At 52.1% G+C, this 23,899-nt stretch carries 25 protein-coding genes, 1 tRNA gene, 1 pseudogene and 1 other annotated feature; of the genes and pseudogenes, 12 read left to right on the top strand and 15 right to left on the bottom strand.

Translation table 11 applies throughout. The annotated features are described in order from the left end of the window. Window positions 1–23 precede the first annotated feature (23 nt). Window positions 24–86, bottom strand: coding sequence for a hypothetical protein (locus ACG0Z5_RS17835; protein WP_394449864.1), 63 nt, complete (start codon window positions 84–86; stop codon window positions 24–26). A 50-nt stretch (window positions 87–136) separates the two neighbouring features. On the opposite strand from ACG0Z5_RS17835, the gene ACG0Z5_RS17830 reads away from it, so the two are divergent. Beyond that, window positions 137–212: transfer RNA gene (locus ACG0Z5_RS17830), tRNA-Asn, on the top strand. Window positions 213–273: 61 nt separating this feature from the next. Here ACG0Z5_RS17830 and ldtA read toward each other — a convergent pair. From ldtA to dacD, 5 genes are all read right to left on the bottom strand, one after another. Continuing rightward, window positions 274–1,209 (bottom strand): L,D-transpeptidase, encoded by a 936-nt coding sequence (gene ldtA / locus ACG0Z5_RS17825; RefSeq protein ID WP_394449832.1) that lies wholly within the window; start codon window positions 1,207–1,209, stop codon window positions 274–276. A 170-nt stretch (window positions 1,210–1,379) separates the two neighbouring features. Continuing rightward, on the bottom strand, window positions 1,380–1,715 hold the full coding sequence (locus ACG0Z5_RS17820) for a DUF496 family protein (protein WP_097161971.1): 336 nt from the start codon (window positions 1,713–1,715) through the stop codon (window positions 1,380–1,382). Between the two features lie 164 nt (window positions 1,716–1,879). After that, a complete protein-coding gene (locus tag ACG0Z5_RS17815) occupies window positions 1,880–2,938 on the bottom strand; it encodes an FUSC family protein (protein WP_394449830.1) in 1,059 nt (352 codons plus the stop codon). Window positions 2,939–3,038: 100 nt separating this feature from the next. After that, window positions 3,039–3,512, bottom strand: coding sequence for a DNA gyrase inhibitor SbmC (gene sbmC, locus ACG0Z5_RS17810; RefSeq protein ID WP_394449828.1), 474 nt, complete (start codon window positions 3,510–3,512; stop codon window positions 3,039–3,041). Between the two features lie 138 nt (window positions 3,513–3,650). Beyond that, window positions 3,651–4,823, bottom strand: coding sequence for a serine-type D-Ala-D-Ala carboxypeptidase DacD (gene dacD, locus ACG0Z5_RS17805; RefSeq protein WP_394449826.1), 1,173 nt, complete (start codon window positions 4,821–4,823; stop codon window positions 3,651–3,653). A 183-nt stretch (window positions 4,824–5,006) separates the two neighbouring features. Between dacD and sbcB the strand changes: the two genes are divergently transcribed. Beyond that, window positions 5,007–6,431 (top strand): exodeoxyribonuclease I, encoded by a 1,425-nt coding sequence (gene sbcB, locus ACG0Z5_RS17800; protein ID WP_394449824.1) that lies wholly within the window; start codon window positions 5,007–5,009, stop codon window positions 6,429–6,431. A gap of 66 nt (window positions 6,432–6,497) precedes the next feature. On the opposite strand, the gene ACG0Z5_RS17795 is transcribed toward sbcB, so the two are convergent. The 4 genes and pseudogenes from ACG0Z5_RS17795 to ACG0Z5_RS17780 all read right to left on the bottom strand — a co-directional run bounded on the left by ACG0Z5_RS17795 (window position 6,498) and on the right by ACG0Z5_RS17780 (window position 9,912). Then, window positions 6,498–7,856, bottom strand: a complete 1,359-nt coding sequence (locus ACG0Z5_RS17795; protein ID WP_394449822.1) for an APC family permease — start codon at window positions 7,854–7,856, stop codon at window positions 6,498–6,500. Beyond that, entirely contained in the window at window positions 7,846–7,908 is a 63-nt protein-coding gene (yoeI, locus tag ACG0Z5_RS17790) for a membrane protein YoeI (RefSeq protein WP_319627934.1), read from the bottom strand. The genes ACG0Z5_RS17795 and yoeI overlap by 11 nt, the downstream gene beginning before the upstream one ends. A gap of 131 nt (window positions 7,909–8,039) precedes the next feature. Then, window positions 8,040–9,054, bottom strand: a pseudogene (locus ACG0Z5_RS17785) (LysR substrate-binding domain-containing protein). 39 nt (window positions 9,055–9,093) lie between these two features. Next, complete coding sequence (locus tag ACG0Z5_RS17780; protein ID WP_394449820.1) at window positions 9,094–9,912, bottom strand: SDR family oxidoreductase; 819 nt, start codon at window positions 9,910–9,912, stop codon at window positions 9,094–9,096. 176 nt (window positions 9,913–10,088) lie between these two features. Here ACG0Z5_RS17780 and hisL point away from each other — a divergent pair, with 176 nt between their 5' ends. From hisL to hisIE, 9 genes are all read left to right on the top strand, one after another. After that, entirely contained in the window at window positions 10,089–10,139 is a 51-nt protein-coding gene (gene hisL, locus ACG0Z5_RS17775; RefSeq protein ID WP_159775649.1) for a his operon leader peptide, read from the top strand. Next, window positions 10,115–10,239, top strand: a sequence feature (His leader region). Its footprint overlaps the gene before it by 25 nt. A 46-nt stretch (window positions 10,240–10,285) precedes the next feature. Beyond that, window positions 10,286–11,185, top strand: a complete 900-nt coding sequence (hisG, locus tag ACG0Z5_RS17770) for an ATP phosphoribosyltransferase (RefSeq protein ID WP_394449818.1) — start codon at window positions 10,286–10,288, stop codon at window positions 11,183–11,185. Window positions 11,186–11,191: 6 nt separating this feature from the next. Continuing rightward, window positions 11,192–12,496, top strand: a complete 1,305-nt coding sequence (gene hisD, locus ACG0Z5_RS17765) for a histidinol dehydrogenase (RefSeq protein WP_394449817.1) — start codon at window positions 11,192–11,194, stop codon at window positions 12,494–12,496. Continuing rightward, window positions 12,493–13,554: a histidinol-phosphate transaminase gene (gene hisC, locus ACG0Z5_RS17760; protein WP_394449815.1), complete on the top strand. Its 1,062-nt coding sequence runs from the start codon at window positions 12,493–12,495 to the stop codon at window positions 13,552–13,554. The genes hisD and hisC overlap by 4 nt, the downstream gene beginning before the upstream one ends. Then, window positions 13,551–14,618, top strand: a complete 1,068-nt coding sequence (gene hisB / locus ACG0Z5_RS17755) for a bifunctional histidinol-phosphatase/imidazoleglycerol-phosphate dehydratase HisB (RefSeq protein WP_394449813.1) — start codon at window positions 13,551–13,553, stop codon at window positions 14,616–14,618. The genes hisC and hisB overlap by 4 nt, the downstream gene beginning before the upstream one ends. After that, a complete protein-coding gene (hisH, locus tag ACG0Z5_RS17750; RefSeq protein WP_394449811.1) occupies window positions 14,618–15,208 on the top strand; it encodes an imidazole glycerol phosphate synthase subunit HisH in 591 nt (196 codons plus the stop codon). Before hisB ends, hisH begins: the two co-directional genes overlap by 1 nt. Further along, on the top strand, window positions 15,208–15,945 hold the full coding sequence (gene hisA / locus ACG0Z5_RS17745) for a 1-(5-phosphoribosyl)-5-[(5-phosphoribosylamino)methylideneamino]imidazole-4-carboxamide isomerase (RefSeq protein WP_394449810.1): 738 nt from the start codon (window positions 15,208–15,210) through the stop codon (window positions 15,943–15,945). Before hisH ends, hisA begins: the two co-directional genes overlap by 1 nt. Continuing rightward, window positions 15,927–16,703: an imidazole glycerol phosphate synthase subunit HisF gene (gene hisF / locus ACG0Z5_RS17740; protein ID WP_394449809.1), complete on the top strand. Its 777-nt coding sequence runs from the start codon at window positions 15,927–15,929 to the stop codon at window positions 16,701–16,703. Before hisA ends, hisF begins: the two co-directional genes overlap by 19 nt. Beyond that, the gene (hisIE, locus tag ACG0Z5_RS17735) at window positions 16,697–17,296 is read left to right on the top strand and encodes a bifunctional phosphoribosyl-AMP cyclohydrolase/phosphoribosyl-ATP diphosphatase HisIE (RefSeq protein ID WP_394449808.1); all 600 of its coding nucleotides are present in this window, start codon (window positions 16,697–16,699) and stop codon (window positions 17,294–17,296) included. The genes hisF and hisIE overlap by 7 nt, the downstream gene beginning before the upstream one ends. A gap of 65 nt (window positions 17,297–17,361) precedes the next feature. On the opposite strand, the gene wzzB is transcribed toward hisIE, so the two are convergent. After that, window positions 17,362–18,366 (bottom strand): LPS O-antigen chain length determinant protein WzzB, encoded by a 1,005-nt coding sequence (gene wzzB / locus ACG0Z5_RS17730; RefSeq protein ID WP_394449807.1) that lies wholly within the window; start codon window positions 18,364–18,366, stop codon window positions 17,362–17,364. Window positions 18,367–18,596: 230 nt separating this feature from the next. On the opposite strand from wzzB, the gene ACG0Z5_RS17725 reads away from it, so the two are divergent. Next, on the top strand, window positions 18,597–19,601 hold the full coding sequence (locus ACG0Z5_RS17725; RefSeq protein ID WP_394449805.1) for an NAD-dependent epimerase: 1,005 nt from the start codon (window positions 18,597–18,599) through the stop codon (window positions 19,599–19,601). An 81-nt stretch (window positions 19,602–19,682) separates the two neighbouring features. On the opposite strand, the gene ACG0Z5_RS17720 is transcribed toward ACG0Z5_RS17725, so the two are convergent. The 4 genes from ACG0Z5_RS17720 to ugd all read right to left on the bottom strand — a co-directional run bounded on the left by ACG0Z5_RS17720 (window position 19,683) and on the right by ugd (window position 23,724). Beyond that, window positions 19,683–20,894: an oligosaccharide flippase family protein gene (locus tag ACG0Z5_RS17720; protein ID WP_394449803.1), complete on the bottom strand. Its 1,212-nt coding sequence runs from the start codon at window positions 20,892–20,894 to the stop codon at window positions 19,683–19,685. Further along, complete coding sequence (locus ACG0Z5_RS17715) at window positions 20,888–21,784, bottom strand: ATP-grasp fold amidoligase family protein (RefSeq protein ID WP_394449801.1); 897 nt, start codon at window positions 21,782–21,784, stop codon at window positions 20,888–20,890. The genes ACG0Z5_RS17720 and ACG0Z5_RS17715 overlap by 7 nt, the downstream gene beginning before the upstream one ends. Before the next feature lie 85 nt (window positions 21,785–21,869). After that, window positions 21,870–22,469: an acyltransferase gene (locus ACG0Z5_RS17710; protein WP_394449799.1), complete on the bottom strand. Its 600-nt coding sequence runs from the start codon at window positions 22,467–22,469 to the stop codon at window positions 21,870–21,872. A gap of 88 nt (window positions 22,470–22,557) precedes the next feature. After that, a complete protein-coding gene (gene ugd / locus ACG0Z5_RS17705; RefSeq protein WP_394449797.1) occupies window positions 22,558–23,724 on the bottom strand; it encodes a UDP-glucose 6-dehydrogenase in 1,167 nt (388 codons plus the stop codon). Window positions 23,725–23,899: the final 175 nt, after the last annotated feature.

Genomic DNA, 23,899 nt, shown 5'->3' with positions numbered 1-23,899 from the left:
AAACCTGCAACGTTGATTTGCGTTTAAATTGTGGGGAAATACAACAAATTGTTGACATAACCGACAGTCGCGACGAAAGGTCTCAATTGAGGTTTGACAAAAATTTTTTCGCCGCTAAGATAAGCCTCCAACCGATTCCTCTGTAGTTCAGTCGGTAGAACGGCGGACTGTTAATCCGTATGTCACTGGTTCGAGTCCAGTCAGAGGAGCCATATTTAAGAAGCCTGCTCAGGAAACTGAGCAGGCTTCTTGCTTTCTCATCTTAGCGGTTATTCAGAACTGCCCGACCTTTGTCAGCCCCCCACCAATCATCACCGGCATCCCGGAACGGCGGGTTAACGCGGCGCTGACTACGCTGGCATCCACGTCGGCCCCCTGAGTGGCTGCGTGCAATGCCGCGGTCATCGGCAGCGGAACTTTCCTGTCAGATTCAAACTCGGCCCGGTTTCGGGACAGTGGCTCATGCACTTCCAGCCAACGCCGTCCATCTGGCTCCAGGGTGGTTTTCACCGGTTGATCGATAAGCTGAACGCGCGTTCCCACCGGGACGTTATCAAACAGATATTTGATATCGTCTTTGCGCAAGCGAATACATCCCTGACTCACGCGCAGACCGATACCAAAGTTGGCATTGGTGCCGTGAATAGCGTACAGCCTGCCGATATAAATGGCGTATAGCCCCATCGGATTATCCTCACCCGGCGGCACGAACGCAGGCAAGGTTTTCCCCTCTTTGGCATATTCACGCCGGGTATTCGCCGTTGGGGTCCAGGCTGGCGCTTCTTGCTTACGCTCCACTTTCGTCACCCAATTACGCGGCGTTTCACGCCCGGCCTGACCAATGCCAATCGGTAACACCTCCACCGTATTCCCCCCTGCCGGGTAGTAATACAGCCGCATTTCGGCGACGTTAATTACAATGCCCTCGCGGACCGTATCCGGCAGGATCAGCTGCTGCGGAATGGTCAACGGCGTTCCGACTTTGGGCAGGAACGGATCGACACCGGGATTAGCCTCCAGCATATTGCTGAACCCCTGCCCGTACTGCGCAGCAAAATACTCCAGCGGCTGGGTATTCCCCTCCGGCACGGTAACGGTAATCGGTGCACCGATAAGACGGCTCCCTTCAGGCGGCAGCGGATAACTCACCGCTAAAGCGCTGTGGGTCACGGCAGTGAGCACCAGGGCAAGCAAAAGCGAACGGATCATAATTTCCCTATTATCAGACGTGATGGCACTACGATTACTATAGCGCTCCACATCGGGAGCGCAATCTTCCTTACGTTACCGGGCTGACACGGGGGTAATGGCCTTGTCTCAGCCATAAAAAAACCCCGCGTCGGCGGGGTTTCACATTCAGCTCACTGCGAGGTGCAAACTTACTCGGCTTTCGGTTCTGCCGTTTTCAATTCGCCCATCACTTTCAGCTTTTTAGAGATCTCGCGACGTTCTTTCGACAGCTCAGCATTTTTGATGATGTAGTCGTCAACGCGATCTTCATAGTCGGTTTTCATGCTGGCGATGATGCCCTGAATGGCTTCAACGCTCATGCCTGGTTTGATGTAGTCGCTGAGGTTATCAAGCAGCAGCACACGCTTCTGGTTGTCACGGACCTTTTTCTCAACGTCCTGAATTTCGCGCTGCAGTTTGTTTTTACGACGGAACAGACGAACAAACTCCAGAACGTCCTGGAACGAAGGTTTGGTTGTTTCCATTTTTACACCCCTGATAATTGAGATTCGGATTCGTAAAACAGCCGCTAAGGGTAAACATAACTGCTGGCGGCCGTGAATGACAATGGTTTTTGCTCTGGGTTCATCATAACCCTAAACGCAGCTGAATCGAAACAAGCACAGGGTAAACCCTGATCATATGGATGTTATTTGCGCAACGCCCGGCAGATCAGATGCGACAAAAGTTCCAGCTGTCGTGCCAGTTCCATACTTAACCATACATAGCCATGCATCGAGGTTTCAGCCAGATTTTCGTCCTGATGCTCGCGCATCAGCTGGCGCAATTCCGTCACTATCTCGTTAAGCTTTTCGTTGTTAGCAAGGATGGGCTGCGGGTTGCCTTCATACAACGCGTGGGCGATGGTCAGCAACGTCTGCTGCGTCATGGTCTGCATATCGCGCAGGGTATGCGCGTTAAGCATCACGTAATGACTGGTGCGAGAGGCCCAATAGGCGTTGATCTGCAGTTCCAGCATACACACCAGATTGCGGTTGACCGTCTGGATGCCTTCGAATATGGATTTCTGGATATGCGTCTCTTTGCTGGCTGGCGTGATTAAGCCACGCATTTTGACCACGTCGGTCAGGATTTTCTGCAAACGGCGTTCGAGTCGCGGACGCTCCAGCAAATTGGGAGAGAACCCGGTTTGATACAGGCGGTTAAACTCAGTGACATAGTTCGCCATCTGGATGCGCCAGTGGATGAACGCCCGTTGCGGCCAAATCCCGGTAAACAGCATTGCCAGCAGCGAGCCAATGACCACATCCCCGCTTCGCCACAGGGCGATATGCATATCACCTGCGGGTGCGCCGACCACCACCGCAAGGGTAATGCCAATCAGTAAAGCCTGATAGGGTCTCTTCCCCAGCGCCAGCCAGCCGCAGAGGAACATCGCTGCCGCGCACCATACCATCATCAGCGGCAACGATAGCAATTCCAGTTTTAGCGCCACAAGACCCAGCGCGGAGCCAAATATGGTGCCACCGATACGCTCGAAAGCGCGCGGGACCACATTCCCCCAGAAGGAGATTGGGCCCATGATGACAACGATAGTAATCAGAGGCCACGTCCCTTCTGGCACATCAAAAAGGCGCACCAGCAGGAACGTCAGCACAAAGGCCAGGGCAATACGCACGCCGTGAACCACACGGTAGTGACGGTATAAACGGATTTCGAAAGGGCTTAACGATTTATCGGCGCGCACACCAGCTCTCCGCTAGGACTGAAAACACAATTGTATCTGTTTTTCTGCCGCTGGCATCACGCCTGCGCAAATAACCTTTCATTCACCAGGTTATTTAACCTTAAAATGCGCGTTTTTTAACAGGCACATACATCTCGATATCCCAGTGCCCATCTTTGTTACCGTCATTGAGGTAAAGCTCGAAGCACGGCTTCTCGTCAAGCTCATGCTCGTTATCCTGCAACACGCTATTGAAGAATTGATACCACGGCGTAGCGAAGTCGTTCCCAACGACGCGAGCCAGAGCTTTCGCGTACAGCCCAGCCGCGATTTCTGTCACAATCACCCCTTCGCTGTTGACCGGTGGCGTAAAACCTTCATCGACGGTGACGACCGTGTCGCAGCGCAGTTTTTCCGCTGGCACCTGGTCGGGATTGTCGTAATAGACCGCCACCCACTCTCTGGCCGGGATCTTCTGCCCGTTGACCCACATCGCTAATTGTTCAAAACCCTGTTTAACGGTCTTTTCCCAAGGGCCTACCATGTGAAATCCTGCCACCACACGCCGATTTTCCTGCTTGATGCTGTAATCCATATTGCCTCCGCTAACACGTTTACTGGATAAATATACATACAAAACTTAGCAAACAGCCCCGATTGAGTATGTGCGATGTTTCACAGAACGGAAAAGTAAAACGCCCTCCGAAGAGGGCGCTGTGTCTGGCCGATACCGTCAGGATTTGTGGTGCATCCAGTCGCTAAAACGGGAGAACATGCCGCCTTTGCCGACGCTTTCCAGCGTCACCAGCGGCCAGTGGGCGACAATCTTATCGCCATCGTAAAGCTCAATTTCACCCACGCGCTGATGGGCAGCAATCGGTGCCTCAAGCTCTTTCTTATCCATAACGTATTTGGCTTTGATGTGTGGCACTTCCGCCTTTGGCAGCGCCAGCCAGAAGTCCTGATCGGTGCCAAGATCGATGTGCTCTTGAGAGCCGTACCAGATCCGCTCCGAACCCACCTTTTTCCCTTTATGGAGGATTTGCACCGTATCAAAGTTCTGTTGGCCCCACTGCAGCAGCTTTCGCGCCTGATCTTCACGACCTTTCGAGCTTTGCGCCCCCATGACTACCGCTATCAGACGCCGTTTCCCGTCGACAGCAGAGGCTATCAGGTTAAAGCCCGCGCTGGCGGTATGCCCGGTTTTCAGCCCGTCGACATTCAACGTTTTATCCCACAGAAGACCGTTACGGTTGTACTGCGTGATGCCGTTCCACGTCAGACTCTTTTCGCTGTACATATGATAGAAGTCTGGCTCACCGTGGATGATAGCCCGGGACAGAACCGCCAGGTCGTACGCTGAACTGTGCTGTCCTGGCGCATCAAGACCGTGCACAGTTTCGAAGTGGGTATCTTTCAGGCCCAGCTTCTCCACGTAATCATTCATCATGTTGACGAACTGCGGCTGGCCGCCCGCGACGTAGTCAGCCAGCGCCACGCAGGCATCGTTCCCGGAATCGACAATCAGGCCACGGCTCAAATCGTGGACGCTCACCCGATCGCCTGCTTTCAGAAACATCAGCGATGAGCCGTCAAACACTGGATTGCCTTTGGCCCAGGCATCGCGTCCGACGGTGACGATGTCATCGGGTGAAATACGGTGGCTGTCGATAGCGCGGTCCACGACATACCCGGTCATCAACTTAGTGAGGCTGGCGGGATTACGCTGCTGGTGTTCATTACCGGCAGTCAGAACCTGGCCTGTGGTGAAATCCATCAGCACCCAGGCAGCAGCCTGGATAGCGGGAGGTTGGACCGGTGCGGGAATATAATCTGCGGCAACTGCGCAGGAAATGCTCGATGCGAGCAAAGAAACAGTAATAAAAATACGGCCTTTCAACAGCAAGTCCTCAACGTTCTCAAATTCCCGTTCTTTTTACGGCAGTTGCGCCTTCGTGACAGCGTTTAATTGCAAGAAAATATGACATTTCCTGCGAGCGACGCCGCGAGAATGCCCCTCTCCGCTTCTGATGAATAGGCAAATCGTTTACCATAACCGGCTAACGCGCTCACGGGTAACAGACAGACCATGCAAGAAACGCAACCGCAAGCCGGATTCCTGTTTCACGATTATGAAACCTTCGGCACCAGCCCGCAGCTGGACAGGCCAGCACAGTTCGCAGCCATTCGCACCGACGCTGATTTCAACATCATCGGCGAACCCGAGGTGTTCTACTGCAAGCCCGCTGACGATTATCTGCCCCAGCCTCAGGCAGTAATGATAACCGGGATAACCCCGCAGGAAGCGCTGGCAAAAGGCGATAACGAAGCGGCTTTTGCCCGTCGTATTCATGACCTGTTTACCGTGCCGAAAACCTGCGTGGTGGGCTATAACAACGTCCGTTTCGATGATGAAGTCACGCGCAATATCTTTTATCGCAACTTCTACGACCCGTATGCCTGGAGCTGGCAGAACAATAACTCACGCTGGGATCTGCTCGATGTAATGCGCGCCTGCTACGCGCTGCGCCCGGAAGGGATTAACTGGCCAGAGAACGACGACGGTTTGCCAAGCTTCCGGCTCGAACACCTGACCAAAGCCAACGGGATTGAACACAGCAACGCCCACGACGCGATGGCCGACGTGTACGCCACTATCGCGATGGCGAAGCTGGTTAAAACGCGTCAGCCGCGGCTGTTTGAGTATCTCTACACCTACCGTGGCAAGAACAAACTGGCGACGCTGATTGATGTGCCGCAGATGAAACCGCTGGTGCATATCTCCGGCATGTTCGGCGCCTGGCGCGGCAACACCAGTTGGGTAGCCCCGCTTGCCTGGCACCCGGATAACCGCAATGCGGTGATTATGGTCGATCTGGCGGGAGACATCTCGCCCCTCCTCGAGTTGAACGCGGATGAATTACGCGGGCGTTTGTACACCCCGAAAGCCGATCTCGGCGAGCTGGCGGCCGTGCCGGTGAAGCTGGTGCATCTGAACAAATGCCCTATTCTGGCCCAGGCCAATACCCTGCGCCCGGAAGATGCGGACCGCTTGGGTATCAATCGCCAGCAGTGTCTTGATAATCTGAAAGTGCTGCGCGATAACCCGCAGGTTCGCGACAAAGTGGTCGCCATTTTCGCCGAAGCGGAACCGTTCGTACCCTCTGACAACATTGATACTCAGTTGTACAACGGCTTCTTTAGCGATGCAGACCGCACGGCGATGAAAATCCTGCTGGAAACCGAGCCGCGCAACCTGCCTGCCCTGGATTTGACCTTTGCCGACGCGCGCGTCGAGAAGCTGCTGTTTAACTATCGGGCGCGTAACTTCCCCGGCACGTTGGACGAAACGGAGCAGCAGCGCTGGTTAGAGCATCGTCGCAATGTGTTTACCCCGGAATATCTGCAAGCCTACGCCGACGAGCTGCAAGCGCTTTACGCGCAGTATGAAGGGAATAGTGAAAAGCTGGCTCTGCTGAAAGCGCTGTATCAGTATGCGCAAGAGATAGTCTAAGGCTAAACGTCAGGTATAAAAAAACCGGAGACAGTTCATGTCTCCGGTTTTTTTTATCGCTATGACTTACGCGACGTCTTCGTACTGCGGAACCGGGTTGCGGAAGCTACGGGTGACACAGGCCAGGTAAATCAGGCCAATCGCGCCCCAAATCAGGCCCAGTACCATTGAGCTTTCTTCCAGGTTGATCCACAGCGCACCGACGGTCAACGCACCACATACCGGCAATACCAGGTAATTGAAGTGGTCTTTCAGCGTCTTGTTACGCTTTTCGCGGATCCAGAACTGGGAGATGACCGACAGGTTAACGAAGGTGAAAGCCACCAGCGCACCGAAGTTAATCAACGCCGTTGCCGTTACCAGGTCGAATTTAATCGCCAGCAGCGCAATCGCACCCACCAGCAGCACGTTCCATGCCGGAGTACGCCATTTCGGATGAACGTAACCGAAGAAGCTTTTCGGGAACACGCCATCACGGCCCATGACATACATCAGACGAGATACGCCTGCGTGTGCGGCCATACCGGATGCCAGTACGGTCACGCTGGAGAAAATCAGCACGCCCCACTGGAAGGTTTTACCCGCAACGTACAGCATGATTTCAGGCTGTGACGCATCTGGATCCTTAAAGCGAGAGATGTCCGGGAAGTACAGTTGCAGGAAGTAAGAAGCAACAATAAATACCATCCCGCCAATCAGCGCCGTCAGGAAAATAGCTTTCGGGATAACGCGTTCAGCATCTTTGGTTTCTTCAGACAGAGAAGAGATCCCATCAAAGCCCAGGAACGAGAAGCACAGAATCGTCGCACCGGTGATCATCGGCGTGATATGCGCGCCATCAGACCAGAACGGACGACTGCTGGTCAGCGTACCTGCACCCGTACCGTTGTAGACGCCCCAGATGATCATGCCGACGATAACGGCAACGATACCCATCTGCAGCACCACAATCAGGGTGTTGAAGTTAGCCACGGTTTTGATGCTGCGCAGGTTCGAGATGGTCATAAAGGCCACCAACCCGACAACAAATATCCACGACGGTACCGATGGCACCAGCGCTTCAAAGTAAATTTTTGCCAGCAGGATGTTGATCATCGGCATAAACAGATAATCAAGCAGCGAAGACCAACCCACCATAAAGCCAACCGTCGGGCTAATGGATTTCTGGGCATAGGTATAGGCTGAACCCGCTGACGGATAGCGGCGAACCAGCTTACCGTAACTTAATGCAGTAAACAGGATGGCTATCAGAGCGAATGCATAGGCTGTCGGGACGTGACCATCGGTCAGTCCAGATACGATACCGAAAGTATCGAACAGCGTCATAGGCTGCATATAGGCAAGACCCATCATAACAACCGGAATCAACGTAAGAGACTTACGTAGTTCCACGCGAGAGGTGTTTGGAGTAACGTTATGCGACATGGCTATTCCCCTTTACGGTGAAAACCGTCGCGTAAGCAAAAAATTGCCCCATTTGTGTGGATCCTCAGCGACAACAACTGTCGATTTTTAAGTAAGTATCTATCCGGTACGAAGCCCGGCCTCTTGTTTGAATGAGTGTTTCGAAAACAAAAAAATAACCGACGCCTTTTAAAATTGCGTCGGTTACTCCTTTTTTTCTGGCGCGTATTTTGCCCCCATCTCCTGACAAAAACAAGAGAATGAGAAGTCCAGCAATAAATTCTTGCGCACAACTGCCTGATTATTCATCACTGCCGCGCTGGTACACGGCCGCGATAGCACTATTTGCTAAAACAGCCTCTCGCCACCAGGCACTGGCCAGCCCCGCCGTCTGTTCGTTCCAGCCAATCCACACCGCATCAAACGCAACGTGAGCCGCTACCTGTTTTTCCACCAGCGCACCGGTGTCGATAAAACGCTGCGCCAGATAACGGGGTAAATAACCACAGCCGATGCCGGTAATTTGTAGCTCCAGCTTGGTTTTGAAATCAAAAACGGTGATCGCTTCCTGATCATCCAGCAACTGCTGGAAGGCCGGACAGTCCGGGGTTGTACCATCGCCCACCACGATGGCACGATGCTGTCGGATGGTTTTACGGCTCAGCGGTTCGGCTTCACCGGCTAACGGATGATGCGGGGCGACGACAAAAATCTGCTCCAGCTTGCCGAGCGGGGCAAAGCCAAAATCGCTGAGCGGGGGCGGGTCGTGCAGGGCACCGATCACAATATCTGCCCGTCCCTGTACCAGAGCATCCCAGGAACCGCCGAGTACGCCATTGATAAATTTAAGTCGTGTGACGCTGTGCCGTTCGTAGAACTGTTCAATTAACGGGGCAAGTAAGGAAAAGGGAAAGGTGTCGTCGACGCCAATCACCAGATCGTTCTCCCAGCCTTCATGCAGTTTGATGGCCTGCTTCTCCAGCTCGCGCACCGTGTGCAGCACTTCCCGCCCTTTCTCCAGCAGCATCTGTCCGGTACGGGTAAATTTCGCCCGGTGTCCGCTGCGGTCAAGCAGTTGAATATTGAGATCGCTTTCCAGCTTATGAACGGTGTAACTCAGCGCCGACGGGGTCTTAAAGAGCTTTGCCGATGCTGCAGCAAAGCTCCCTTCTTTATCGAGCGCATCAAGAATGATGAGAACTTCCAGCAATGGTTTCATCTTCGCCCCCAGAGGGTACGCGATGTCACCGCAGGCCGTTTACTCCAGCGGCATCACCAGCGGATCGGGATACTGATACTCAAAACCCAGTTCAGAACAGATGCGGTTACCATCAATTATCCGTCCCTTCTCAGCGCTATCGCTGAACACAGGCGGCTCGAGCCCAAGCTCACGCGCCATCTGCGGATAAAAAGTCGATCGTGAAGGATGGCCCGGCGCACAGAGATTATAGATGTGACCGCCCTTCGGTGCCTGCAGCAATAGCGTTATCGCGGAAACGACGTCTTCCAGATGCACGAGGTTAACGCCCTGCTGCCCGTCCGGGGCCGATTTCCCGGCAAAGAAGCGCCCCGGATGACGCCCTGGGCCAACCAGACCGGCGAGGCGCACAATATCGACCGACGTACCTGGCAGATTATGCAGCCAGTCTTCAAGCTCTTTCAGCACCCGGCCGCTCGACGTTATCGGTTCACGCGGCGCGGTTTCTTTAAGGGTCCCTTCCCCTTTACCATACACCGAGGTCGAACTGGTGAAGACGATGCGAGGGATGTGGTACGCCAGGGCGGTATCGACTATTTCCTGAACCGCCTGCAAGTAGAACTCTTCCCCCGGCCCGCTGCGTCGGGCTGGAAGCGTTATCACCAATGCGTCAACGTTCATCAGCGCGTCGAGATCGTCCGTATCACAGACCAACTGCGGATCAAGGCGCAATATATAGCTGTCAATTCCGCACATTTTTGCAGCTTCAATTCCATCTTCGGTAGTTTTGCTGCCGGACACCTGCCAGCCTCGCGCCGTTAACGACAGGGCCAGCGGCATACCCAGCCAACCTAAACCGACGATTGCGACCTTTTTCATCTGTGCTCTCCTGACTCATTCGCGTTCCTTTAATAAGGCTACGCCAGCCCTGGCCAACTGACAATTTATCTGATGAATATGAAATGAATTAAAGTTGTAAAAAAGCCCTTGCTTTCCGGCGTTGAACTGGTTTAGGTTAAAAGGTATCAAATGCATAAGCATTCAACGAGAAAATTATGAACTGCGTTCAATTTAAAAACCACCATCATCACCATCACCCTGACTAGTCTTTCAGGCGATGTGTGCTGGAAGACAGTTAGATCTTCCAGTGGTGCAGAACGCAAGAGAGAGCCCCCGGAAGATTCACACTTCCGGGGGCTTTTTTTTTGGGCGCGAGTTTCAGTGATTCAGACAGGACTACGAGGATAAGAGAATGTTAGACAACAACCGTTTACGCATAGCTATGCAGAAATCTGGGCGCTTGAGCGATGATTCACGCGAATTACTGGCCCGCTGCGGCATAAAAATCAATCTGCACACCCAGCGCCTGATTGCGCTGGCAGAAAATATGCCGATCGACATTCTGCGCGTGCGTGACGACGATATCCCGGGCCTAGTGATGGATGGCGTGGTCGACCTCGGCATCATCGGTGAAAACGTACTGGAAGAAGAGTTACTCAGCCGCCGCGCCCAGGGCGATGATCCGCGCTATTTCACACTGCGTCGTCTGGACTTCGGCGGCTGCCGCTTATCCCTGGCCACCTCCGCAGATGAATCCTGGGACGGCCCGGCAGCTCTCGACGGCAAACGCATCGCCACCTCGTATCCACACCTGCTCAAGCGCTACCTCGACCAGAAAGGCATTTCGTTCAAATCCTGCCTGCTGAACGGCTCCGTTGAAGTCGCCCCGCGTGCCGGTCTGGCCGATGCGATTTGCGATTTGGTCTCGACCGGCGCAACGCTTGAAGCCAACGGCCTGCGTGAAGTGGAAGTGATTTATCGCTCCAAAGCCTGTCTTATTCAGCGCGACGGCGAAATGCCGGAAGCCAAACAGCAACTGATCGACAAACTCCTGACCCGTATTCAGGGCGTGATTCAGGCACGTGAATCGAAATACATCATGATGCACGCCCCAACCGAGCGTCTGGAGGAAGTGATTGCCCTGCTGCCAGGAGCTGAACGCCCAACGATTCTGCCTCTGGCAGGCGATCAGCAGCGCGTCGCGATGCACATGGTCAGCAGCGAAACTCTGTTCTGGGAAACGATGGAAAAACTGAAAGCGCTTGGGGCCAGCTCCATTCTGGTACTGCCTATTGAGAAGATGATGGAGTAACCGACCATGAGCTTTAATACTGTCATCGACTGGAACAGCATCAGCCCCGAGCAACAGCGCGATTTGCTGATGCGCCCGGCGATTTCCGCCTCGGAAAGCATCAGCCGCACCGTGACGGAGATCCTCGACAACGTCAAGGCCAGAGGCGATACCGCGCTGCGTGAGTACAGCGCAAAGTTCGACAAAACCGAGGTCGCAGGGCTGAAGGTCAGCGCCGAGGAGATTGAGGCCGCAGGTTCTCGCCTGAGCGATGAGCTGAAGCAGGCAATGGCCGTCGCGGTGAAAAACGTCGAGACCTTCCACGTGGCGCAAAAACTGCAACCGGTCGATGTAGAAACGCTGCCGGGCGTACGCTGCCAGCAGGTCACGCGCCCGATTGCCTCCGTCGGGCTGTATATTCCCGGCGGCTCTGCGCCGCTGTTTTCTACCGTATTAATGCTCGCGACTCCGGCGCGTATCGCCGGTTGTCAAAAAGTGGTGCTGTGCTCGCCGCCGCCGATTGCCGATGAAATTCTGTATGCGGCGAAACTGTGCGGCGTGCAGGATATCTTTAACGTCGGCGGTGCGCAGGCCATTGCTGCGCTGGCGCTGGGCACCGAATCCGTGCCGAAAGTCGACAAAATTTTTGGCCCTGGCAATGCGTTCGTGACCGAAGCCAAGCGCCAGGTCAGCCAGCGTCTGGACGGGGCGGCGATTGATATGCCTGCCGGTCCTTCCGAAGTGCTGGTGATCGCCGACAGCGGTGCGACACCTGATTTCGTGGCGTCTGATTTGTTATCCCAGGCAGAGCACGGCCCTGACTCTCAGGTCATTTTGCTCACCCCGGATGCTGACATGGCCGGTCGCGTCGCCAAAGCCGTTGAGCGTCAACTTGCCGAACTCCCCCGGGCAGAAACCGCGCGTCAGGCACTGGCTGCCAGCCGTCTGATTGTTGCCCGCGATTTAGCGCAGTGCGTGGAAATCTCTAACCAGTACGGGCCGGAACACCTGATCATTCAAACCCGCGATGCGCGCGCTTTGGTCGACAGCATCACCAGCGCGGGCTCGGTATTTTTAGGCGACTGGTCCCCGGAATCTGCAGGCGACTACGCGTCAGGCACCAACCACGTGCTGCCGACCTACGGCTACACCGCCACCTGTTCCAGCCTCGGTCTGGCGGATTTTCAGAAACGCATGACCGTGCAGGAACTGTCGCAGGACGGTTTTGCCGCCCTGGCCTCAACCATTGAAACCCTGGCCGCCGCCGAGCGCCTGACCGCCCACAAAAACGCCGTTACCTTACGTGTGGCCGCACTCAAGGAGATGAAATGAGCATTGAAGAGTTAGCCCGTAAAAATGTTCGCGACCTCACGCCGTACCAGTCTGCCCGTCGACTCGGCGGTAAAGGCGATGTCTGGCTGAATGCCAACGAATTTCCGACGGCGGTCACGTTCGACCTTTCCCAGCAAACGCTCAACCGCTATCCGGAGTGTCAGCCGAAAGCGGTCATCGACAACTATGCGCAGTACGCGGGTGTGAAGCCGGAACAGGTTCTGGTCAGCCGTGGGGCGGATGAAGGCATCGAACTGCTGATCCGCGCGTTTTGCGAGCCGGGTAAAGATGCCATTCTGTTCTGCCCGCCGACCTATGGCATGTACAGCGTCAGCGCCGAAACCTTCGGCGTGGAGTATCGCACGGTGCCCGCCCTGGAAAACTGGCAGCTGGATTTGCAGGCCATCGCCGACAAACTCGATGGCGTTAAAGTGGTGTACGTGTGCAGCCCGAATAACCCAACCGGGCAGATTATCAATCCGCAGGACCTGCGCGTCCTGCTGGAAATGACCCGTGACAAAGCGCTGGTGGTGGCCGATGAAGCCTATATAGAGTTTTGCCCGCAGGCGACGCTGAGCACCTGGCTTGCCGACTATCCGCACTTAGTGGTGCTGCGCACGCTCTCTAAAGCGTTCGCCCTGGCCGGACTGCGCTGCGGCTTTACGCTGGCCAATGAAGACGTCATTGCCCTGCTGATGAAAGTGATTGCCCCCTACCCACTGTCGACCCCGGTTGCGGATATCGCCGCCCAGGCGTTAAGCCCGCAGGGAATCAATGCGATGCGCGAGCGCGTGGCGCAAATCCTCGCCGAACGTCAGTACCTGGTGACCCAGCTGCGGGAGATCCCTTGCGTGGAACAGGTCTTCGATTCTGAAACCAACTACATCCTGGCACGCATTACGGCCTCAAGTGCGGTCTTCAAATCGTTGTGGGATCAGGGCATTATCTTACGTGACCAAAATAAACAACCTTCTTTAAGCGGCTGCCTGCGTATCACTATCGGCACCCGCGACGAGAGCCAGCGCGTCATTGACGCCCTTCGTGCGGAGAAAGTATGACCCAGAAGTTCCTCTTTATCGATCGTGACGGCACCCTGATCAGCGAGCCGCCGAGTGATTTCCAGGTCGACAGGTTCGACAAACTGGCGTTTGAAGCAGAGGTCATCCCTTCGCTGCTGAAGCTGCAAAAAGCAGGCTATAAGCTGGTGATGATCACCAATCAGGACGGACTGGGCACCGACAGCTTCCCGCAGGCAGATTTTGATGGCCCGCATAACCTGATGATGCAGGTGTTCCGCTCTCAGGGCGTGCAGTTTGACGATGTGCTGATTTGCCCACACTTCGAAACCGACAACTGCGAATGCCGCAAGCCGAAAACCCAAATGGTGGCTGCGTGGCTGAATGATGGTGTGATGGACGTAGCGAACAGCTATGTGATTGGCGACCGCGCTACTGACGTAACGCTGGCGCAAAACATGGGTATCGTTGGCCTGCGTTACAGCCGCGATGACCTGAACTGGCTGAAAATCACCGAGCAACTCACCCAGCGTGACCGCTATGCGCACGTCGAGCGCAACACCCGCGAAACGCAGATTGACGTTAAAGTCTGGCTCGACCGCGAAGGCGGCAGCAAAATTAATACCGGGGTCGGTTTCTTCGACCACATGCTGGATCAAATTGCCACCCACGGCGGCTTCCGCATGGAGATCACCGTTAAAGGCGACCTCTACATCGACGATCACCACACCGTGGAAGACACCGGTCTGGCACTCGGCGAGGCGCTGAAGCTGGCGCTGGGCGATAAACGTGGCATCAACCGTTTTGGCTTCGTGTTGCCGATGGATGAATGTCTGGCCCGCTGTGCGCTGGATATCTCGGGCCGACCACACCTGGAATACCGCGCCGAGTTTACCTATCAGCGCGTGGGCGACCTGAGCACCGAGATGATCGAGCACTTCTTCCGCTCGCTCTCGTACACCATGGGCGTCACGCTGCACCTGAAAACCAAAGGTAAGAACGACCACCACCGCGTGGAAAGCCTGTTCAAAGCCTTTGGCCGCACGCTGCGTCAGGCCATTCGGGTGGAAGGCGACACCCTTCCCTCCTCGAAAGGAGTGTTGTGATGAACGTCGTTATCCTTGATACCGGCTGCGCCAACCTGAATTCGGTGAAATCGGCCATCAGCCGCCACGGTTACGAGCCGGTAGTCAGCCGCGACCCAGATATCGTGCTGCGTGCTGACAAACTGTTCTTGCCAGGCGTCGGCACCGCTCAGGCCGCGATGGACCAGATTCGCGAGCGCGAGCTGGTTGATCTCATTAAAGCCTGTACCCAGCCGGTGCTGGGTATTTGCCTCGGGATGCAAATCCTGGGTCGCCGCAGCGAAGAGTCAAACGGTATCGACCTGCTGGGCATTATCGATCAGGACGTGCCGAAGATGACCGATTTCGGCCTGCCGCTGCCGCACATGGGCTGGAATCGCGTTTACCCGAAAGCGGGCGATCGCTTGTTTCGCGGCATTGAAGAGGGGTCGTACTTCTATTTCGTCCACAGCTATGCGATGCCGGTCAATCAATGGACCGTCGCCCAGTGTAATTACGGCGAACCCTTTACCGCGGCGGTACAGAAAGACAATTTCTTCGGCGTGCAGTTTCACCCTGAGCGCTCTGGCGCCGCAGGCGCGCAGTTGCTGAAAAACTTCCTGGAGATGTAATGATCATTCCAGCTTTAGATTTAATTGATGGCACCGTGGTTCGCCTCCATCAGGGTGATTACGGCCAGCAGCGGGATTACGGTAATGACCCGCTGCCGCGTTTGCAGGATTATGAGGCGCAGGGCGCGCAGATACTGCATTTGGTCGATCTGACGGGCGCGAAAGACCCGGCTCAACGCCAGATCCCCCTGATTAAACACCTCGTGGCGGGGGTGAATGTTCCGGTGCAGGTTGGCGGCGGTATTCGGACTGAAGCTGACGTCTCTGCCCTGCTGGACGCGGGCGTGGCGCGAGTGGTTATCGGCTCGACGGCGGTAAAATCGCCAGATGTTGTGAAAGGCTGGTTTGAACGTTTCGGTGCAGAAAAACTGGTGCTGGCGTTGGACGTGCGGATTGATAGCCAGGGCACTAAACACGTCGCGGTCAGCGGCTGGCAGGAAAACTCGGGCGTCACGCTGGAAGAACTGGTGGAAACCTATCTGCCCGTCGGCCTGAAGCACGTGCTGTGCACCGACATTTCCCGCGACGGCACCCTCGCCGGGTCTAACGTTTCATTATACGAAGAGGTTTGTGCCCGTTATCCACAGGTCGCGTTTCAGTCTTCTGGCGGCATCGGCAGCCTCGATGATATTGCCGCCCTGCGCGGAAGCGGCGTGCGTGGCGTGATTGTCGGACGAGCCTTACTGGAAGGTAAATTTAACGTAACGGAGGCCATCCAATGCTGGCAAAACGGATAATTCCTTGTCTGGACGTGCGTGATGGTCAGGTCGTGAAAGGCGTGCAATTCCGCAATCACGAAATCATCGGTGATATTGTCCCGCTGGCAAAACGCTATGCCGAAGAAGGCGCAGACGAACTGGTATTCTATGACATCACCGCCTCCAGCGATGGCCGTGTGGTCGACAAAAGCTGGGTGTCGCGCGTGGCGGAAGTCATCGACATTCCTTTCTGCGTGGCCGGCGGGATTAAAACCGTGGACGACGCGGCAAAAATTCTGTCGTTTGGCGCAGATAAAATATCGGTAAACTCCCCGGCGCTTGCCGATCCGGAGCTGATCACCCGCCTGGCCGATCGCTTTGGCGTGCAGTGCATCGTGGTGGGCATCGACACCTGGTTTGACGCAGAAACCGGGAAGTATCACGTGAATCAATACACCGGTGACGAAAGCCGTACCCGGGTTACGCAGTGGGAAACCCTCGACTGGGTGCAGGAAGTGCAAAAGCGTGGGGCCGGTGAAATCGTTCTGAATATGATGAACCAGGACGGGGTGCGTAACGGCTATGACCTCGAACAGCTGAAAAAAGTGCGCAATGTCTGCCACGTTCCGCTGATTGCCTCCGGTGGCGCGGGCACGATGGAACATTTCCTCGAAGCCTTCCGCGATGCAGACGTCGATGGCGCGCTGGCGGCATCGGTATTCCACAAGCAAATCATTAATATTGGCGAACTAAAAGCGTACCTGGCACTGCAGGGCGTGGAGATCAGGGTATGTTAACCGAACAACTGGACTGGGAAAAAACCGACGGACTGATGCCCGCCATCGTACAGCACGCGGTATCCGGTGAGGTGCTGATGCTGGGCTATATGAATCAGGAAGCCCTGACCGCCACGGAAAAAAGCGGCAAAGTGACCTTCTACTCGCGCACCAAACAGCGCTTGTGGACCAAAGGTGAAACTTCCGGTCATTTCCTCAACGTGGTCAGCATCACCCCGGATTGCGACAACGACACCCTGCTGGTGCTGGTGAACCCGATTGGCCCGACCTGCCATAAAGGCACCTCCAGCTGCTTTGGCGATACCGCACACCAATGGCTGTTCCTGTATCAGCTGGAGCAGCTGCTGGCCGAGCGTAAGACCGCCGACCCGGCCAGCTCTTATACCGCCAAACTCTACGCCAGCGGTACTAAACGTATCGCCCAAAAAGTGGGTGAAGAAGGCGTAGAAACCGCGCTGGCCGCCACGGTGAACGACCGGCATGAGCTGACCAATGAAGCCTCTGATCTGATGTACCACCTGCTGGTACTGCTGCAGGATCAGGAGCTGGATTTGACGACCGTGATTGAGAATTTACGCCAGCGTCATCAGTAGTCTTTTTCAGGCGTAAAAAAACCGGGCGAATACCATGCCCGGTTTTTTAATGCCTAAATAAACGGTTAGGCTTTTGGCTGATAGTTACGCAGCGCATTGCGGCCTAAGACGACACCTGCTCCAACCATACCGCCCAGCAGCACGGACAGAACCAGAATAATGGCGCGTTTCGGGCTGTCACGGCGGAACGGCAGCGTTGGTTTCATCACGTAACGGTAGGCGTGAATAGCTGGTATTTTTGGCCGATCGTCTTTACCCCCGGACATCAGATTATTCACGTCCAGCAATGTCTGACGCGTCTGATAGTAACTGGCAGGGAACTCCAGCGGCCGTGTGGCTTCATTTTTAACCATGGCACTCAGCGCATCGCTGCCGAGCATGAACATGGTGTCTTGAGAGACCTGGTCAACCTGCTGGATTAACGGCAACTTAATTTTAGATTGCTCAGCAATGGTCAATGCCTGGCTAATTTGCGCAATACGTAATGCCTTCTGCTCGGTAACCACTTTTTCCTGCGTGGTCAACGATTGCTCAATATCGTTCTTACGAGAGGTGATGTTATCTTTTAAATCACCTTCAACGGCCTTGGCCACGCTGTCGTCAACCTGCTGGATATACTGTGCCAGCGTCTTCTGCGCTTCTTCCGCCGTATGGGCCACATACGATACGCGCAAAGGCAGACTCTGGCCTTTTACCGCGGCTTCAATATCCAGTTTTTCCGGCTGCTCCTGATTGTCTAACGACTCAGAGAGGGCGGAAAACGTAGAGTTAAAGCGCGTAATCAAATCCTGCTGAATCGCACCCACTGACGGCGAGTTACTGCCATAGAGAATGTTCATCGCGTTGTAATAGCTTGAAACCTGTCCTGAATCTGGCTGGGTGATGAGCGCCGTCGAGGTCCATTTCTCTTTGGCAACCATGAGGTAACCCACCGCGAGCAGAATAGCGACAACCACGCACACCATGATGGTGACCTTCCCGCGCCAGATTTGCATCACCAGATCGATGAGATCAATCTGTTCCGGCTCGTTGCTGCGAGCGTAAAAACTTTTATTGTTATCCTGCGTCATACAAACCTTAACTGCGAAATTTATGAAAAGCCCACAAGGCGGAATAGTGTACTTACGTGTATCAGAATTACTATAAGAATTATGCTCAAAGGCCCGCTAATGTACCGAAAAAACGGGCTACGCTAATTGTAGATAACGATTATCTTTTTGCACCCGCTAACGGTATGATTTTACTTTCGGTTGCACCAGACGCATGTGGCGATTTTCTGGTCAGATTGTGAGGAATAGTGATGAAATATCTGGTTACCGGCGCAGCCGGCTTTATCGGCTTCCATGTTAGTGAGCGTCTGCTGCAGGCAGGCCATCAGGTGGTGGGGATTGATAATCTCAACGACTACTATGACGTGAACCTGAAACAGGCCCGGCTCGACCTGCTACAAAAGCCAGGTTTCAGTTTCCATAAAATGGATTTGGCCGATCGTGAGGCAATGGCTGCCCTGTTCGCCGATGCGAAATTTGACCGGGTTATCCATCTCGCCGCCCAGGCCGGGGTGCGTTACTCGCTGGAAAATCCACACGCTTACGCTGACGCCAACCTGATCGGTCATCTGAACGTGCTCGAAGGCTGTCGCCATAATAAGGTTCAGCATCTGCTGTATGCGTCGTCGAGTTCGGTTTACGGTCTGAACCGTAAGATGCCGTTCTCGACCGATGATTCTGTGGATCATCCTGTGTCGCTCTACGCCGCCACCAAAAAAGCCAATGAGCTGATGTCGCACACCTATGCGCATTTGTATGGTTTACCCACCACCGGCCTGCGTTTCTTCACCGTCTATGGCCCATGGGGTCGCCCGGACATGGCGCTGTTCAAGTTCACCAAAGCCATGATTGAAGGCAAGAGTATCGACGTCTACAACTACGGCAAGATGAAGCGCGATTTCACCTACATCGACGACATCGCGGAAGCCATCATTCGTCTGCAGGATGTTATTCCGCAGCCTGACGCCAACTGGACGGTTGAAACCGGTTCCCCGGCCAGCAGCTCTGCCCCGTATCGCGTGTACAACATCGGCAACAGCTCCCCTGTTGAATTGATGGATTACATTACCGCCCTGGAAGAGGCGTTAGGCATCGAAGCTACGAAGAATATGATGCCGGTACAGCCGGGCGACGTGCTGGAAACCAGCGCCGATACCCAACCGTTGCAGGAAGTAACCGGCTTCAAACCCGAAACCACGGTGAAAGACGGGGTGAAAAACTTCGTGGACTGGTACAGGAATTTCTATAAGGTATAATAGTGATGGTATGAGGGTGGGTAATATACTCTCCCTTATACCATCTAACGGCAACCCCTTGCATTTAATAACAACTAATATTTATTTTAGTTTTAAATAATAATAAAAATATAACAATGCGAAGAGAGTTCTTGCTAGCAGTAGCATCAGTATCGCACCAGTGGCGCCATAAAAATGCATTAAAGGATAACCAATCAATGCAGGTATGACTGATGAAATTAATGATATTTTTTTAAAGATAGAATCCATCTTCTTCGGCAAAAAATACCCATACGAGAATGAACACAAAAAAGAGTACAATATTATTCCCGGTGAGCATAATAACAAATACCAATAAGCTTCTTCGTAACCCTCACCTAAAAATAAATTTACAACCTCATGACCAAAAGTCAATATCAATAAAAATGGAACGAGTGCAAATAACAAATTAATGGCAAACAAAGCCTTCAGTGAAGATGAACCTTTTACCACCATAGGGTAAACAGATTTAGCAGCAATCGACTGAAAACTCCCAGCAATGTTAGTTATTCTCAGAGCTATAGAATAACAAGCAAAAACTACCGGGCTTACCATCGCTCCAATAACTAAGGGAGGGATATTACTATAAAGATTCGGTGAAAACTCACCAATAAACGCATCAAACCCTTCTTTGAAATTTTGTAGAGAGAACCGATATGATTTTAATGATTTAACATTCATTCTGTAATACCGGAAAATGGCAAGAATGATGCCTGTCGCCATAAATGCATAAGCATTAAGGCGCATTGCGGAATGAATAGAATCAGCATCTCGAACAAAAACAAATAATAATAAAAGTTGAATTAAACGTGTTGAAATAGTGATAAATGAAAAGAACGCCAACGTCGATGTACCCTGATGAAACCAAGGGGCCGACAGGTAGTAGCCAATTGCAGAAACTGACAATAACTCAAGATAAAACAAAAAATCAAAATTAGCAAAAAAATAGTAACAATAAATAATTGATAGTGGAATAAATAAAAAAGTTAATAGCAGCCTTATCCCTTGATATTTTATGTATACCGAGGTTAGCTGATTTGAGTTCTTGGTATTCAAAGCACATTCACGTACGCCAGTAATGTTAGTGCTATAATCAATGATAATCATCATAGAAATAGATAATGTCGAGAATAACAATACTATTCCATACCCTTCAGCACCAAGAACACGGGAAAGATAAGGCATAGTTACAATAGGTATTAACATACCTAAAACATTAATAGAGGAGAGCCCGATGAAGTTACTCAAAAACTCCCTATTAAATAACCTCAACATCTCTTATTCCTACTGAACGAATCATTATCGTGTTCATAGCTTTCATCCCAAAGAGTCCCCCATAATTCATCATAGGAGTATGGATTAAAGGTCTCTCCAGAACAACCATGCGTAAGTGTTATTTCTCCAAACAAAGGCCTATCATCAACAATATACCAATCTATACGTGAATAAGCCAAGTCACTACATAGTTTCTTTGAAAGCATCAGCATTTCATTCAGACATTCAGGTTTTTCTGCACGAACATCAGAATTATTAAAATCTAGAGTAAATGGAACGAAATTCCATTCTTCATCAAAGAAATCTCTAGTATGCGCATCACCATCATTTACAAAGCGATCGTAATCAACTTGGATATAAAAACGTGTGCCTTCACGTGTGTTAAAACAATGAACTTTATAATCATAGGGTATTTGACCACTTTTGGTAGTTAGTAATTCCTCTGCCAATAACTTCCTGTCAATATATTTATAATGCTTTTCAAGGTTGACTTTACTAAAATCCATAGCAAGCCACTTCTGTGTTAGTTGTACTACATCATCATATGAATAATCTTTTTTTGACCTTACTATTAGATTGGTCCCGCTTGCGTGATTTGCTTTCAGGACGAAAGAGTCTGGAAGGTTATTCCATACATCTTCTGTTAAAACTTTACCTTCCCAAAAAACTGGTATCAAATACTCCTCGCCAACATGCCGGCTAACATAGTCCCGAACGGCCACTTTATCAGATAAGAGTGAATAAAATAATTTTGGTCTCCGCATACGAAGCGCAATTTTTTCGCTAAATGTTTTAGGTCTAATTAATCTTGGAAAAAAACCATGTAGCACTCTAAACCGATAACACAGCAAGAGAAATTCAGGAGTAATATATTTCAAATATTTTTTCATTAGTTTAATCACGAATAATTTTTAATGGCCTAACATCCAAATTGCATTTACAATTATTTAAAACGGATGATGTTCACATTGAGTACTACTGATTTAATTCTTTCGCACTTCTGATAACTTTAGCTGGGTTTCCGCCTGCGATGACCATATCAGGTATGTTTTTTGTCACAACACTACCTGCCGCGATTATTGTTCCATTACCGATTGAAACACCCGGTAAGATAATACAACCTGTTCCGATCCACACATCATCGCCAATAATAATAGCATCGCCCTTGCTACTAGTATTGATTCGATTTTTAACATTATCAAAAGAAATTTCATGACCATTACTATCAATAATTTGACAGTTGGCTGCAATTAAACATCGCTTCCCGATTTCAACATGTTTATATGCATGTATACATGCCCCATGGATACGAGTGTGATCACCTATTTTTATACATGCGTTTGGTCGGTCGGCTAGCAACTTCACTTTCGCAAACATATTAACATGATACCCACTATTATCCGAATTTAACGTGCAGTTATCCCCAATATAAATCTTCGCACCTTCCGATAAATTTATCATAGGAACTTTCTTTATTCTAACATTAGTACCAAGTTTTAGACCTTTTTTTCGTTTTAGAGCAATGGTCATTATAAAACTTAATATACGATTAAATATCATCGAAATGATGAACATCACCAGCACCCTTGATATTTTTCAGATTGTGAATGAGTAACTACTAAAAGGTGTAAATAGGCCCCTGTTTTACAGGGGCTCATTAACATCAATCGCTTCCAAAAAGGTCACGGGTATAAACTTTATCCGCCACATCTTCCAGCTCTTTCGCCATGCGGTTGGAGATAATCACATCGGCTTCCTGCTTGAACGCCTTGAGGTCACGCACCACGCGAGAATGGAAGAACTCATCTTCCTGCATCACCGGCTCATAAATAATGACCTGCACGCCTTTGGCTTTGATGCGCTTCATGATCCCCTGGATAGATGATGCACGGAAGTTGTCAGAGCCACTCTTCATGATCAGACGATAAACGCCAACCACTTTTGGTTTACGCGACAGAATGGAGTCTGCAACAAAATCTTTACGCGTACGGTTGGCATCGACGATAGCCGAAATAATGTTATTCGGCACCGACTCGTAGTTAGCCAGCAGCTGCTTGGTGTCTTTTGGCAGGCAGTAACCACCATAGCCAAACGACGGGTTGTTATAGTGGTTGCCGATACGCGGGTCGAGGCAAACGCCTTCGATTATCTGACGGCTGTCCAGGCCTAAGCTTTCTGCGTAGCTATCCAGTTCGTTGAAATAGGCAACGCGCATCGCCAGATAGGTGTTGGCAAACAGCTTGATGGCTTCGGCTTCGGTGGAGTCAGTGAACAGAGTCGGGATCTCTTTCTTAATTGCCCCTTCCTGCAACAGCGCGGCAAAACGCTCTGCGCGCGCGGAGCGCTCGCCGATAACAATACGTGATGGATGCAGGTTATCGTACAGAGCCCGGCCTTCACGCAGGAATTCCGGCGAGAAAATCACGTTATCGATGCCCAACTCGTCTTTAATAGACTGGGTGAAACCCACCGGAATGGTCGACTTGATGATCATCACCGCTTTCGGGTTGATCGCCACCACATCGCGGATCACCGCTTCTACGCTTGACGTGTTGAAATAGTTGGTTTTTGGGTCGTAATCGGTTGGCGTCGCGATAATCACATACTCGGCATCGCGATAGGCATCCTGCTTGTCCGTCGTGGCGCGAAAGTTGAGCGTTTTAGTCGCTAAATACTCTTCAATCTCTTTATCGACAATCGGCGATTTTTTCTGATTGAGCATGTCCACTTTGGCCTGCACGATATCCAGCGCCACCACTTCGTGGTTTTGAGCAATCAGAATGCCGTTTGAAAGGCCAACGTAACCTGTACCGGAAATTGTAATTTTCATTAGAACGCAACTTTATTCAGTTAACGGGTAGAGATGGCACCCGGGCCACCACGATAATCAATAGCTGCTGGGATTTAACCTCTTGCGTGAAGGCACTGTCAAGGCGCAGCCCCTGAATTCCCGCAATGTTGAGGTGACATTCAGACTACTTCGAATACCCGAGCGCATTTTGGAC

It is taken from the genome of Scandinavium sp. M-37 (genome assembly GCF_043558715.1).
In the GTDB taxonomy this organism is placed as follows: domain Bacteria; phylum Pseudomonadota; class Gammaproteobacteria; order Enterobacterales; family Enterobacteriaceae; genus Scandinavium; species Scandinavium vulneris_A.
This window is presented reverse-complemented; position numbering and strand designations above follow the sequence as displayed.